Origin of the sequence: Stenotrophomonas sp. SAM-B, assembly GCF_013387485.1 — a bacterium.
In the GTDB taxonomy this organism is placed as follows: Bacteria; Pseudomonadota; Gammaproteobacteria; order Xanthomonadales; family Xanthomonadaceae; genus Stenotrophomonas; species Stenotrophomonas maltophilia_AA.
The window spans coordinates 151,611-164,042 of the sequence record NZ_JABBXB010000006.1; the positions used below are offsets into that span (position 1 = coordinate 151,611).

Sequence of the window (12,432 nt, forward strand, 5' to 3'; positions counted from 1 at the left end):
CGGATGTAGTGCCGGCCGCTGGCCGGCTCCCGATAGCGCAGTACCGACCAACGGTCGTTACCTACCGGATGTAACGCCGACCAATTCCCGGCACCCACCGGGGAATCACGCCAACGCCGGGTTCAACGTATAGGTGCCATGCAGCGATGCTTCGGCCAGCACGTGCCCGTGCATGGCGCGCAGCACGTCCGCCCCGGTGAACGGGGTCGGCAGCGCCAGCTGCGCCACGTCCAGCGCGAACACGCGGAAGAAATAACGGTGCACGCGCTCGTCGTTGAACGGCGGATACGGGCCGTCATAGCCCAGGTACTGGCCGGCCATGTCCGGGTTTCCGGCAAACCAGCCGGTGAAATCATTCAATCCCTGGCGGCTGCCCGCCGGGCCCGCCGGCTGGGTCTTGCCGCGCACCGTGAAACCGTCGCTGCAGCTGCCGGCGGCCAGCGCGCGCACGTCGGCCGGGATATCGGCCATCGCCCAATGGGTGAAGTGCGCACGCGGCTGGTCGCGCGGCACCGTGCAATCCTGGCGGCCGACCGTATCCGGCACGGTCGGCACGTCCGGATCGATGCACAGCAGCGCGAACGACCGGGTGCCGGCCGGCACGTCGTGCCAGGCCAGCTGCGGATTGCGGTTGGGTGCGAAGCCCTCGGCATTGCCCGCCGCGAACGTGGCGGGAATCGGCTGGCCGTTGGTGATGCTGTCGCTGCTCAGGTGCATGTGTCTCTCCTCACTCTTCCGGGTAGCCCAGGCGCACCGCGACCGAGGTCAGCAATGCGAACGCGGGGCCCATCTCATCGCGGTAATCGCGCCAATGGCCGGGGGCCATCCGGGCCGGGCCCAGCGTCGCCGCCGGCGGGAAGCGCATGCCGAACAGGTTGCCCAGGTACTGGGCCATCGCCTGCGCGTCGTGCCCGATGTCATCGATGCGCACCAGTGCGTTCGGGTACAGATCCTGCTCGTGCAGCGTCGCGATCTGGGCCAGCGAGCGCGCCAGCCACTCGGCGGCTTCGTGCACCGAGTTCACCGCGAACGGCGCCGGTGCGCCGAAGGCGATCCATTCCAGCAGCATGTCGCGCGGATCGCGCAGGGCGACGATCAGGCGGCCTTCCGGCAGCTGCGGACGCAGCGCCCACAACAATGCGTTGTCCCACCACAGCAGCCAGTCGATCACGGCGCCACTGTTGATCCCGCGTGCAGGCAGCTGCTCGCGCCACCGCGCGACCAGCGCCTCCGGCGTCAGCGTGCCGGTCGAAAGGTCCTGCAGCGTGTGATAGCTCTGGAAGGCATCATTGGGCGGCGTCGCACCGAAGCGATCGCCGCGGACCACCGGGCTGGCGGCGGCCAGGGCGGCGATTACGCGCTCCACGCCCGAGCCCGGGGCGCCCCACACGAAGATCGGCGCGAGGGTATTGTCCTCCGGCACCGTTGCCAGCTCCGGCCAGCTCAGCGGCGCCTTGGCCTGCGGCGGCAGCGGCAGGCGCTGCGGTGCGTCGGCCGCGTGCAGATCCACCCACGTGCGGACGGCATCGCGGTACTGGCCGGCACGGTCCTGGATCGAGCCCAGCCACGCGCGCAGCGATGGCCTGGCCGCCTCGGGTGCGCCATCGTGCAGGGCCTGCACGCGCGCGATCGCAGCGGACGGATCGCGCTTCAGCAGGCCTTCGACCAGGCGCGCTTCGCCACTGACGCGGCCCGGCTCAAGCGTCACGATCCGCTCGGCGATCGCTTCGGCCGCGTCATCTTCATCGTTCATGTCGTGCAGGCGCAGGCGCGTTTCCAGCGCCGGCAGGTGCTCGGGCATGGCCTGCAGCCAGCGCTCGCCGACGGCTACCGCTTCGGGGCCCCCCACCGGCTCGACGGTCAGGCGCGCCATCCACAGGTCGTGCACCTCGGGGTGATCGGCCAGGGTCGCATCGAGGGTCTCGCGGGCCTGCTCTTCGCGACCCAGGCGCTGCCAGGCCATCAGCAGCAGCTGCAGCGTGTGGCGATCGGACGGCCATTGGGTCAGCACCGGCAGCAGATGCTCCAGCGCCTGCAGCGGCTGCCCGGCCTGCAGCTCCAGCTCGCCGGCCAGGCGGCGCATCGCCGGGGTGTCACCGGCCGGCGTGGCCAGCACCTGGCGCATCATCTCCGCGGCCACATCCACATGGCCCTGGCGCAGGGCCAGCTGCACGATCAGGCCCTGCAGCGAGGTGACGCTCGGGTTCAACTCCAGCACGCGGCGGAACGCCTGCTCGGCGAAGGCCAGCATGTCCTTGCCCATGTAGGCGAAGCCGAGCGCGTACAGCACCCGCGAATCGCCCGGCAGGGCTTCGCTGGCGGCCGACAGCAGGGCCAGCGCGCGATCCACCTCGCCCCGGCGCAGCGCGACCATGCCCGAGAGCGCGGCCAGTTCCGGGTGCTCTTCGTCCACGCGGGTGGCCATGCGGGTCAGCCGCTCGGCTTCCTCCACATCGTTGCGGGCCAGCGCCAGATGCGCCTGGATCACGTAGGCGGACAGTTCATTGGGGTTGAGTTCGGCGGTGCGGTCCAGCGCCGAGCCGGCCGCATCGAACTGGCGCAGGGCCAGCAGCAGGCCGGCCTGCTGCAGGTGCAGGTCGGCATTGTCCGGCGCCAGCGTCAGCGCCTGCTGCAGACTGGCCAGCGCGTCGTCGAACTGGCCCTGCTGCTGCAGCGACAGCGACAGCCAGCGGTGCGCCTGCGGCTGCTCCGGCTCGGCCGTGGTCCACTCGCGCGCCAGCTGCACGGCATCGTCCACCGCATTGCGGCGCAGGGCTTGGAGAATCTGGTCTTGCATGACGGTCCGAACTCGAGGGCAAACCCCGATTGTAGCGGGGCCGGCCGGCCTGGGCGGTCGCTCAGGCGGGCGTATTTGCCTCGATCCGCAGTCGCTGGGCCACCCAGCGCTCGGAGAAGCCATCGCCGCGCCAGTTCTCCAGGAAGCCGCAGTGGCCGCCCCAGGGGGCGATTTCCAGGTGGGCGTGGGCCGGCAGGCGCCAGCCGTTGAAGGTGGCGAAGGGGATGACCGGATCGTCCTGCGCCATCAGGATGTCGGCCGGCACCTGCAGCCCGGCCAGCCGGTCGCCGGCGATCGAGTACCCGTCGAAGTAGGCCTGCAGCGAGCCGAACTCGGTGTGGTGCTCGACCAGCCAGGCGGTCAGCGCACGGATGTCCAGCTTCAGCACGCGGTCGTCCCAGTCGCTCAGCTCGGGGAACAGATCGCGCTTGCGGCGCAGCGAGCCGGCCCATTTGCGCCGGAAGTACCAGTCGTACATCGCCGGGCCGTTCTCGATGCTCTCCATCGTGATCGCCGGGTCCAGCACCGGGCAGACCGAGGCCACGCGGCGCAGCGGCACGCCGGCCGAGGGCGCGCGCAGTGCCAGGCGCAGCACGAAGTTCCCACCCAGCGAGTAGCCGGCCGCGACCAGCGGCAGCTCGGGCCAGCGGCGGGCGATGTCGCCGGCGGCCTGCACCACTTCATCGATGCGGTTGGAGTGGAAGATGCCGGGATTGAGGTGATGGGTGTTGCCGTGGTCGCGGAAGTTCAGCCGGACCACGTCGTAGCCCTCCTCCAGCAGCCGCGCGGCGGTCATGCGCATGTAGCTGGATTCGGCACTGCCTTCCCAGCCATGCAGCAGCAGCGCCATGCCGATCGGCTGGCGTCCCTGGATATAGCTGTGCCAGCCCTGCAGGCGGACGCCTTCGCCACCATCGAGGATGAGTTCGTCGGTGTGCGCGCCGGTGGCCGCAAGCAGCACCAGGCCGCGCTGCATGCGCATCCGGCTGGAGCTGAGCATCGACTGCAGGTGCGGATTGCGCAGCCAACGCGGCGGTTGATAGTCGGCAGCGGTCAACATGGGCGCGAGCCTGCTCCCGGCTGCGACGCTGGCGCGTGAAGGAACACCGCCGGCTTACTCGGCGGACATGGCCGCCAGGATGCGCGCACGCGAGGTTTCCGCGATGCGGCGACGGCCTTCCAGATCATGGGTATCAATGGGCGCGAGGAAGTGCACCTCGGCCCGCCGTGCCGGCTCTCCCAGCAGACGCAGGAAGTTGGCGAAAAAGCTCTCTTTCGGGCCGAAGGCGACAATGGTCTGCGCATCACCGCGCCAGCCATAGCGCAACGCCACCGGCTGGATCGGCACCTGGGTCTCGACCGCGGCCTGGAAAATGCGCGCATGGAACGGGCCCACTTCATGGCCGCCGCGGGTACGCCCTTCCGGGAACACACCCACTGCCTTGCCCTCGCGCAGGCGCACGACCATTTCCTGCATCACGCCGCCCAGCGATTCGGTGCTGCCGCGCTGGTGGAAAATGGTCTGCCCGCGCGCGGCCAGCCACCCGACCACCGGCCAGCCGGCGATCTCCTGCTTGGCCACGAAGCCCATCATGCGCTGGCTGTGCAGCATCGAGATGTCGACCCAGCTCACGTGGTTGGCCACGAACAGCACCGCACCCGGCAGCGGCGTGCCGATCCGGTGCAGGCGGAACCCGAAGATCCACATCAGGCCGGCCGACCAGACGTTCACCGCCGCATGCTCGAGCGTGCGCTCGCCCACGCGCACGCGCGCCCACAGCGGCAGCATGGCGATCAGCAGCATCGGCAGGAACAGCAACAGGTGGACCAGCAGCAGCGGTACGCGGTACAGGTAACGGCACACACGCGCCACGCCGCCACGTGAGGCCGGAGTGGGGGAATTCATCCGCGAACGATACCCGAGCGCCGCAGGCTCTGCCAGCGGAATCCGGACAAATCGATGGCGTGCGCACGCCAGCCGCCGCAAGCGATCAAGCCAACGGCCAGCGGCGGCACAACGGCCGTCCGACATGCGCCGGCGCACTGTCGTGGGTCGCGCAACACAGCATCCGTGCCATGTGCGCGATCAGCCCGGGCGCACGGCCGGTACCACCGCCAGGGTCAGCCGCGAGGTGCAGACCAGCTTGCCGGCCTCGTCCTCGATGCGGATGTCCCAGACCTGGGTGCTGCGCCCGACATGCACCGCACGCGCGGTGCCGGTGACGGTGCCGGCGCGCACGGCGCGGATGTGGTTGGCATTGATTTCCAGCCCCACGCAGACCTGCTGCGTGGTATCCACGCACAGATTGCCGGCGCTGCTGCCGAGGGTTTCCGCCAGCACCACCGAGGCGCCGCCGTGCAGGATGCCGTAAGGCTGGCGGGTACGCGGGTCGACCGGCATGGTCGCGCTGATCCAGTCCTCGCCGGCGGCGGTGAACGTGATGCCCAGATGCTCGATGAGCGTGTTGCGGCCGAGATCGTTGAGGGCTTCGATCGACACCGCTTCGCGGAATACCTGGGACATGCAGCTTCTCCGTGGGGGTTGCAGACTTACAGAATCGGGACCAGCCCGGCGCCGAAGGCGGTGAGCATGCGCACCAGCAGCCACTTCGGCCCGACGTTGACCTCGGGGAAGTCCCCGACGGCCACATAGCAGGTGTGGAAGGCCGGGTCCTGCCGCTTGAGCGGGTCCGGGCACTCGGGCCCCGGCTGGAATTCGTAATCGGTGGCGTAGCGCCACGGCCAGAAATCGAGCACCGGCAGCGCTTCGGAGGCCTTGCCGACGCTGTAGTTCAGGCCGGACAGCACCGGCGGCTTGGCCCGCGGCGCGACCACCCAGGAGTTCTGCGGATGGATGTCACGCAGGATGCTCTGCGCCAGCGCTTCGGCGAACACGGGGTCATCGATGATCACCGCGCCTTCGGTGTTGTAGTTCTCGCTGCGCGGATCGAAGTTGTGCGTGCCGATCACGCCGATGCGGCGATCCACCACCATCGACTTGGCATGCAGGCCCATGCGCGCGCCCTTGCGGGTGACCGGCAGCGGTTTGTTGACCGCCTTGGTGCCCAGGAACGAGGGCCGGGTTTCGGCACGCAGCACGCGGCGCTCGACCACGCTGCCATCGGTACGCCGGCGCGCGGACGGACCCGGCGTGGGCTGGCGCGTGACGCGGGCGTCGCTGGCACTGTCCGCATCGCTGCCGGCATCGCGGCCGCGGCGACCATCGGCAGTACCGCTGCCGCGCGCATTGCTGCCGGCCGCGCTGCCACCGAGCAGGCTGCTGCGCTTGCCCTGCGACGCCGGCACCTCGGTTCCCAGCGGGGCGGGCAGCAGATTGCGGTAATCCACCGGCGCGTCCAGCGGGAACGGCTTGAACTCGTAGATGTTGAAGCCCAGCTCGCGCAGGTTGCGACGCTTGTACTTGTAGGAGAGCGCGTAGACGATCGGGTTGTCGGTGGCGGCCAGGCTGTTCGTCGACACCACCACGCGCGGTGCGTGCTCGCGCTTGCGCAGGTCGCGGAACAGGCGCTGCGCCGGCTTGGACAACACCAGATACGGGGTCTGCAGCAGCACTTCGGACTGCGCGCTGGCGATCAGCGCGTCCAGCTGCGGCTCGGTCACGTGCTGGCCGTTGGCCGGCTGGCTGGCGCGTTCGCGGCGATGCTTGCGCGGCAGATCGGCGACGTACTGCACCGAGGCCACCGGCAGGGCGGTATCCACGAACGTGCGGCGCACGAACTCGGGATCGTCGGCCTCTTCGCTGACCCGCTCGACCCGCTCCGGCCGCCGGAAGTCGGCCGGCGGCATGGCCGGAACGCCCTGGCGGAGCAGCGTGCGCCCGACATCGTTGAGACGCTCGGCCGGCACGCTGCGCGGCGCGCGCCAGAACGCATCGAAGTTGGCGGCCATCTCGCGCACTTCCGGGCCGGCCACGATCACATCGCGGTCGCGGAAGTTGTATTCGCTGTCCCAGTCGTAATAGTCGTCCTGGTAGTTGCGTCCGCCGACCACGCCGAGTGCGTCGTCCACCACCAGCAGCTTGTTGTGCATGCGCTGGTTGAAGCGGCGGAAGCAGCACACCACGCTGGCGGCGTAATCGAAGTAGTTCAGGCGGGCCTTGCCGAAGGTCGGGTTGTAGACCCGCAGCGCGAAGTTGGCATGGCTGCCGGACAGGGCGCCGAGGATCTCCAGATCGGAGATCGCCGAGAGCTGGTCGATCAGCACCCGTACCTTGACCCCGCGGCGGGCGGCCGCCTGCAGTTCGTCCAGGACCAGCCGGGCGCTGTCGTCCTTGTCGAAGATGTAGGTCTGCAGGTCGATGCTGCGGGTGGCGCTGCGGATCAGGTTCAGCCGCGCGACCAGGGATACCTCGCCCTCGTCCAGGATGGTGGCGTAATGCCGCGGCTGGTCCGGCCGGGATTCGGCGAACGCGCGGCCGCCCAGGGCGCGCAGCGGTGAATCCAGCGCGCAGCGGTCCGGTTGGTCGCAGTCGACCACGGTCGAGCGCGCCTGCACGGCGATGCCGGCCGCGCGGTCGCGCTCGGCGTTGGACAGCGAGGCACAGCCGCTGCCCAGCAACAGCGTTGCCAGCACCAACAGACGCAGCAATGGGTTCACGGTTTCGGCGCCTCGCTCAGACGCGCACGCAATACAAAAGTCACTCGATCACTCAGGGCAAGCTGCCAGCTGTCCATTCCATACCGGCCACGCTGGACGGTACCGCGGCTGACCACATCGCAATCATACCCGGCCCGGGCACACGCCGGCGGTTCGACCCGCAGGGTCTCCGGGTGGCTGACCCCGCGCAGGATCAGGCGGCCCTCGATGCTGCCGCCCTTCTCCACCACCTCGGGCCAGTACGGCAGCGAGTCGAACTCGACCACCGGGTAGCGGGCCGAGTCGAAGAACTCCTCGCCGCGCATCCAGCCGGTATAGCGCGGCTTGCCGGGAATCTCCACATAGCGGGTGAACATCCGCAGGTGCACCTGGTGGCGACCGTCGGAGAGCACCTCGATATTGCCTTCGAAGCGGGGAAAGACCCCCTCCATGCGCTGTCCCAGCCGCGTCCGGATCTCAAACCCGAAGCGCGAACTGGCCGTATCGAAGGCCAGGGCATGGCTGGTCGGCGCCGGTACCGACGACGGCGGGGCGGCATGCACCGCCCCTGCCATCAACAGCAGCCCGAACCACGCCGCGCGGACTGCCCACACTGCTTACGGCCACCAGAAGGCGGTCAGGCTGGCCACGCCGGGCTCGATGGCAGCCTCACGGTCGAAGGCCAGTACCGCGATTCCGCCCGGCGGCATGCCGCGGTAATCGCTGCTGGTGCCCTCGCTCATCAGGGCCACCAGTTGTTCCAGGCCGGGATTGTGGCCCACCACCAGCAGGCGGTCCACATCGCGGCGCGCATCGATCAACCCCATCAGGGTGCCCGGGGTGGCGTCGTAGACGGCATCCTCCAGCCGCTTCTCGACGAAGCCGGTGATGCCCAGTACGGCCTCCAGGGTTTCGCGGGTCCGCCGTGACGGCGAGCAGAGCACGCAGTCGGGCAGCAGGTTGTTTTCCTTGAGCCAGCGGCCGGCGGCCTCGGCTTCGGCCAGGCCGACCGGCGACAGCGGGCGGTCCAGATCGGCCTGGCCGGTGCTGGCGGTTTCGGCATGGGCGTGACGCAGCAGTATCAGTTCTCGCATGGGATCTCTCGTGTCAGGCTTTCTTCAGCCACTTCAACAGCGGCTCCCAGTCACTCTGGTGCTCGCGCACCTGGGCCGAGCGGTAGTCGAACAGACTCCGTCCCAGCCCGACCATCACCACATAGCTCTGGCTGTCGCGCAACTGCGCGACGACCTCATACGGCCAATCGGCCAACATCTGTATCGCCTGTTGCGAAGTCTGCGTCCAGGGTTTGGTGCGGTTGAGCACCAGGCCGACCGGCAGGCTGCGGTTGTGCACGCGGGGGACGCGCGACAGGCTGTTGAGGAAGCCGACGATGGCCTCGATGTCCAGCGCCGAAGGCAATACCGGCACCACCACGGCATCGGCAACGTCAAGGAAATGCGGAATATCGTCGGCCATCGCACCGGCCGGGGCATCGATGATGACCTCCTCGGTGCCGTCGGGAATCAGTCGTTCCCAGCTCTTTTTGCGGTACACGTCGATGGGCAGCACGGCGCTTTCCAGGACCGAGCGCCGTTGTGCCCAACGGGTACTGGAGCCCTGTGGATCGGCATCGGCCAGGACGGTCGGTCTGCCCTGCAATGCCGAATGCGCGGCCAGGTGGGTGGCAACGGTGGTCTTGCCCACCCCGCCCTTGGAACCGGCCACCAGGATCGTCTTCATGCAAGCCTCGCTTCCGGGGAACGTTTCCGCAGCCTACACCGGCGCCTGTGACGGAGATAGTCGCAGCGCTGAACCCGAACCGACGGCCGTGGCTTTGCTATCGTGGATGGTTCCAATGGACTGACCGCCAGCATGAGCGAACTACAGGACCTCAGCGCGCTGATCCGCGCCAACACCCCGCTGATCATCATCGAGACCCAGGATGAGGGCCGGGTGGTGGAGCTGTTCCGGCAGACCCTGATGCATGTCTGGCGCGCCCTGCACCGCTGGTCGATCACCGAAGGCCTGCGCCGGATCGACATGGACCGCGAGGACGACCCGGTCGGCCCGCCCGATGCGAGCGCGGCGCTGCAGATGATCCGGCAGGCCGAGCAGCGCGGCATCTACCTGCTGCTCGATTTCCATCCCTACCTGGGCTATGCCAGCCATCAGCGCGCGCTGCGCGACCTGATCCAGCGGCGGCACTGCGAGGCGCACGTGCTGGTGCTGATCGGGGCCAAGGTCGAGCTTCCGGCCGAGCTGGAAGCGCTCGCCACCCGCTTCAACCCGCGCCTGCCCGACCTCAACGCGCTGCTGAAGATGCTGCGCGAGGAAGCCGAAGCCTATGCCCGCGAGAACGGCGGACGGCGCGTGGAGGTGGACAACGAGGCGGTCCAGAAAATCCTGCACAACCTGCGCGGGCTGAGCCTGGTCGATGCCCGGCGGATCGCCCGGCAGTTGATCTTCGCCGACGGCGCGCTCAGCCAGGACGACCTGCCGCAGCTGGCCCGGCTCAAGTTCGAGCTGCTCAACCGCGCCGGCCACCTGCACTACGAATACGACACCACCCGCTTTGCCGACGTGGCCGGCGCCAACCGGCTCAAGCGCTGGGTCAACCAGCGCCGCCCGGTGTTCCTCGGCGGTGCCGGCCCGGCCGGCCTGGATCCGCCGAAGGGCATGCTCCTGCTCGGCGTGCAGGGCTGTGGCAAGTCGATGCTGGCCAAGGCGACCGCTGCCGGTTTCGGCGTGCCGCTGCTGCGGCTGGACTTCGGCAGCCTGTACGACAAGTTCCACGGTGAAACCGAGAAGAACCTGCGCGAGGCGCTGGCCTCGGCCGAGCAGCTGGCGCCCTGCGTGCTGTGGATCGACGAGATCGAGAAGGGCCTGGCCAGTGGTGGCGAGGATGGCGGCGTCTCGCGCCGCGTGCTGGGCCACCTGCTGACCTGGCTGGCCGAGCGCAAGAGCACGGTGTTCATCGTCGCCACCGCCAACCAGGTGCACGAGCTGCCGGCCGAGCTGCTGCGCAAGGGCCGCTTCGATGAAATCTTCTTCGTCGACCTGCCCGATCCCAACACCCGGGTCGAGCTGCTGCGGCTGCACCTGGGCAAGCGCCAGCTCAACGCCGACGACTTCGCGCTGCCGGCGCTGGCGGCCGCGGCGGAGGGCTTCTCCGGCGCGGAGATCGAACAGGCCGTGGTCTCCGGGCTGTACGCCGCGCATGCCGAATCCCGGGTGCTGGATACCGAGCTGTTGATGCAGGAGATCCGCGGCAGCCGGCCGTTGTCGGTGTTGATGGCCGAACAGGTCACCGCACTGCGCGACTGGGCCCGGGGGCGCACGGTCAGCGCGGACGAGTGACGCCCGCGCGTCATCCCGCCAGCCGGTGCAGCACCCACACCCACGCCGGCAGCGTCACCAGCGACAGCAGGATGCCGTAGCCGACCAGCGCGGCGGCCAGGCGCGGGGCGAGGCGGTGGGACATCGCCAGCGCGGCGGCGGTGATCATGGTCGGCATCGCCGATTCGAGCACATTGGCCTGCAGCATCGTGCCCTGCAGCCCGAAGGCCCAGGAGATCGGCAGCGCCAGCGCCGGCATCACCAGCAGCTTGAGCAGCAGGCCGATGCCCAGCGGCTTGAGTTCATCCAGGGGCAGCCGCAGCTGGATGGAGAAACCCACCGCCAGCATCACCAGCGGCAGCATCGCATCGGCCAGCTGCTTCAGCCCGGTGCCGATCCAGGCCGGTGGCTGCTCGGGCATCAGGGTCAACGCGAACAGCAGCGCCCACAGCGGGGGGAACTTCGCGATCCGCAGCAGGATCTGCGCGGCGGTGGGCGGGGTATCGCCGCTGTAGCGCGCGATCACGTACAGGCCGAAGGTGGACAGCAGCACGAAGGTGCCGAACTGGTCGTAGACCACCGCATACGGCAGGGCGTGGTCGCCGAGCAGCGCGCGCACCATCGGGTAGCCGATGAAACTGGAGTTGGCCAGCGCCACGCAGATCAGCAGCACCGCGTGCACGTCGCGGGCGAAGCCGAACGCGCGCGTGGCCAGGCTGACCAGGACCAGGGTGGCGAGCATGAGCAGCCACGGCGTCGCCACCAGTCCGATCAGGCTGGCATCCAGGTGCAGCCGCGGGACATAGATCAGCACCGCCGCCGGCAGGCACACGTACAGCACGATGCGGTTGAGCACATCGGCGGTGTTGTCCGGCAGCGCGCGCAGGCGCGAGAACGCCATGCCCAGGCCGAGCATGGTCAGGATGAGCGCGAATGCATCGAAAGCCATCGCGACAGCCTAGCCCACTCGCCTGCGGTCTCCGCCCCGACCTTGGTCGACGTGCCGATGCCCCGCGCGACCGACAGTCCCTGCCCGCCCGCGCGGGCAGGGACGCCCGATCACGGCCAGGCCGGTGGTTTCTCGGCCCACGCCTGCTGGATCTCGGCCAGGGTGCTGCGTTCGCTGTCGCGCCAGCCCGGCAACAGGGCGGCGTAGCGGTCCGTCCCACTCCACTGCTGCGGCTCGGTGCGCACCGCGGCGGCATACCACTGCACCGCATCGTTCCTGCGGCCCAGCGTCCACAGGGCCAGCGCATACGTGGGCGGCACCCACGACGGGTTGCCGCGCAGCCCGTTCTGGGCCGTCGTCCACTGCACCAGCGCGGCCTCGGTATCGCCCAGGCGGAACAGGTCCCAGCCGTAGTTCCAGCGTACCGAACGCGCCTGCATCGAGCTGGCGGCGGTGGTCGAGGTGGCCTGTTCGTACAGGCTGCGCCCCAGTTCCGGCCGCCCCTGCGCGATCGCCACGCCGGCCAGCTGCACGGTCGCCTCCAGCGTCTTGCGGCCGCGTTCGCGCTGCTTCATCAACTGGTCGACCAGGTCGGCACTGCTGCCCGTCACCGCCACCATCGGCGTGGCGGCTGCGTCCTTGTCGAAGTAGAACTCCTGCACGGCCGGCAGCGATTGCGCCGACACGTTGAACACACAAGCCCCCATGGCCAGCATCACGCCGGCCAGCATCTGTCTTGCAACTGCCATGCAAA

Annotated in this window: 12 protein-coding genes; 1 reads left to right on the top strand and 11 read right to left on the bottom strand. The window is 69.2% G+C overall.

Annotated features, from left to right (window positions below; translation table 11 throughout):
- Positions 1–105: 105 nt before the first annotated feature.
- The 9 genes from HH110_RS14160 to HH110_RS14200 form a co-directional block, all read right to left on the bottom strand.
- Positions 106–717, bottom strand: a complete 612-nt coding sequence (locus tag HH110_RS14160; protein ID WP_176990252.1) for a YbhB/YbcL family Raf kinase inhibitor-like protein — start codon at positions 715–717, stop codon at positions 106–108.
- A 10-nt stretch (positions 718–727) separates the two neighbouring features.
- Positions 728–2,797, bottom strand: a complete 2,070-nt coding sequence (locus HH110_RS14165) for a tetratricopeptide repeat protein (protein ID WP_176990253.1) — start codon at positions 2,795–2,797, stop codon at positions 728–730.
- Between the two features lie 61 nt (positions 2,798–2,858).
- Complete coding sequence (locus tag HH110_RS14170; RefSeq protein ID WP_176990310.1) at positions 2,859–3,854, bottom strand: YheT family hydrolase; 996 nt, start codon at positions 3,852–3,854, stop codon at positions 2,859–2,861.
- Positions 3,855–3,911: 57 nt separating this feature from the next.
- On the bottom strand, positions 3,912–4,703 hold the full coding sequence (locus HH110_RS14175) for a 1-acyl-sn-glycerol-3-phosphate acyltransferase (protein ID WP_176990254.1): 792 nt from the start codon (positions 4,701–4,703) through the stop codon (positions 3,912–3,914).
- Between the two features lie 180 nt (positions 4,704–4,883).
- A complete protein-coding gene (locus HH110_RS14180) occupies positions 4,884–5,321 on the bottom strand; it encodes a hotdog fold thioesterase (protein WP_176990255.1) in 438 nt (145 codons plus the stop codon).
- A gap of 26 nt (positions 5,322–5,347) precedes the next feature.
- Positions 5,348–7,414, bottom strand: coding sequence for a phospholipase D-like domain-containing protein (locus tag HH110_RS14185; protein ID WP_176990256.1), 2,067 nt, complete (start codon positions 7,412–7,414; stop codon positions 5,348–5,350).
- A complete protein-coding gene (locus HH110_RS14190; RefSeq protein WP_241696586.1) occupies positions 7,411–7,968 on the bottom strand; it encodes a YceI family protein in 558 nt (185 codons plus the stop codon). The genes HH110_RS14185 and HH110_RS14190 overlap by 4 nt, the downstream gene beginning before the upstream one ends.
- Positions 7,969–8,010: 42 nt before the next feature.
- Positions 8,011–8,487: a histidine phosphatase family protein gene (locus HH110_RS14195; protein ID WP_176990257.1), complete on the bottom strand. Its 477-nt coding sequence runs from the start codon at positions 8,485–8,487 to the stop codon at positions 8,011–8,013.
- A gap of 13 nt (positions 8,488–8,500) precedes the next feature.
- Positions 8,501–9,133, bottom strand: a complete 633-nt coding sequence (locus HH110_RS14200; RefSeq protein WP_176990258.1) for a ParA family protein — start codon at positions 9,131–9,133, stop codon at positions 8,501–8,503.
- A gap of 132 nt (positions 9,134–9,265) precedes the next feature.
- Here HH110_RS14200 and HH110_RS14205 point away from each other — a divergent pair, with 132 nt between their 5' ends.
- Positions 9,266–10,750 carry an AAA family ATPase gene (locus HH110_RS14205; protein WP_176990259.1) on the top strand — a complete coding sequence of 495 codons (1,485 nt, stop codon included), beginning with the start codon at positions 9,266–9,268 and terminating at the stop codon, positions 10,748–10,750.
- Positions 10,751–10,760: 10 nt separating this feature from the next.
- Here the strand turns inward: HH110_RS14205 and HH110_RS14210 are convergent, their stop codons facing one another.
- Positions 10,761–11,678 (bottom strand): AEC family transporter, encoded by a 918-nt coding sequence (locus tag HH110_RS14210; RefSeq protein WP_176990260.1) that lies wholly within the window; start codon positions 11,676–11,678, stop codon positions 10,761–10,763.
- A 110-nt stretch (positions 11,679–11,788) separates the two neighbouring features.
- Positions 11,789–12,427 carry a tetratricopeptide repeat protein gene (locus HH110_RS14215; RefSeq protein WP_176990261.1) on the bottom strand — a complete coding sequence of 213 codons (639 nt, stop codon included), beginning with the start codon at positions 12,425–12,427 and terminating at the stop codon, positions 11,789–11,791.
- Positions 12,428–12,432 lie beyond the last annotated feature (5 nt).

What these genes read in the sequence shown, in the direction of transcription:
- HH110_RS14195 (WP_176990257.1), bottom strand. Translation starts at nt 8,487, where the DNA reads ATGCGAGAACTGATACTGCTGCGTCACGCCCATGCCGAAACCGCCAGC.
- HH110_RS14200 (WP_176990258.1), bottom strand. Translation starts at nt 9,133, where the DNA reads ATGAAGACGATCCTGGTGGCCGGTTCCAAGGGCGGGGTGGGCAAGACC.
- HH110_RS14215 (WP_176990261.1), bottom strand. Translation starts at nt 12,427, where the DNA reads ATGGCAGTTGCAAGACAGATGCTGGCCGGCGTGATGCTGGCCATGGGG.
- HH110_RS14175 (WP_176990254.1), bottom strand. Translation starts at nt 4,703, where the DNA reads ATGAATTCCCCCACTCCGGCCTCACGTGGCGGCGTGGCGCGTGTGTGC.
- HH110_RS14160 (WP_176990252.1), bottom strand. Translation starts at nt 717, where the DNA reads ATGCACCTGAGCAGCGACAGCATCACCAACGGCCAGCCGATTCCCGCC.
- HH110_RS14180 (WP_176990255.1), bottom strand. Translation starts at nt 5,321, where the DNA reads ATGTCCCAGGTATTCCGCGAAGCGGTGTCGATCGAAGCCCTCAACGAT.
- HH110_RS14165 (WP_176990253.1), bottom strand. Translation starts at nt 2,797, where the DNA reads ATGCAAGACCAGATTCTCCAAGCCCTGCGCCGCAATGCGGTGGACGAT.
- HH110_RS14190 (WP_241696586.1), bottom strand. Translation starts at nt 7,968, where the DNA reads ATGGCAGGGGCGGTGCATGCCGCCCCGCCGTCGTCGGTACCGGCGCCG.
- HH110_RS14205 (WP_176990259.1), top strand. Translation starts at nt 9,266, where the DNA reads ATGAGCGAACTACAGGACCTCAGCGCGCTGATCCGCGCCAACACCCCG.
- HH110_RS14210 (WP_176990260.1), bottom strand. Translation starts at nt 11,678, where the DNA reads ATGGCTTTCGATGCATTCGCGCTCATCCTGACCATGCTCGGCCTGGGC.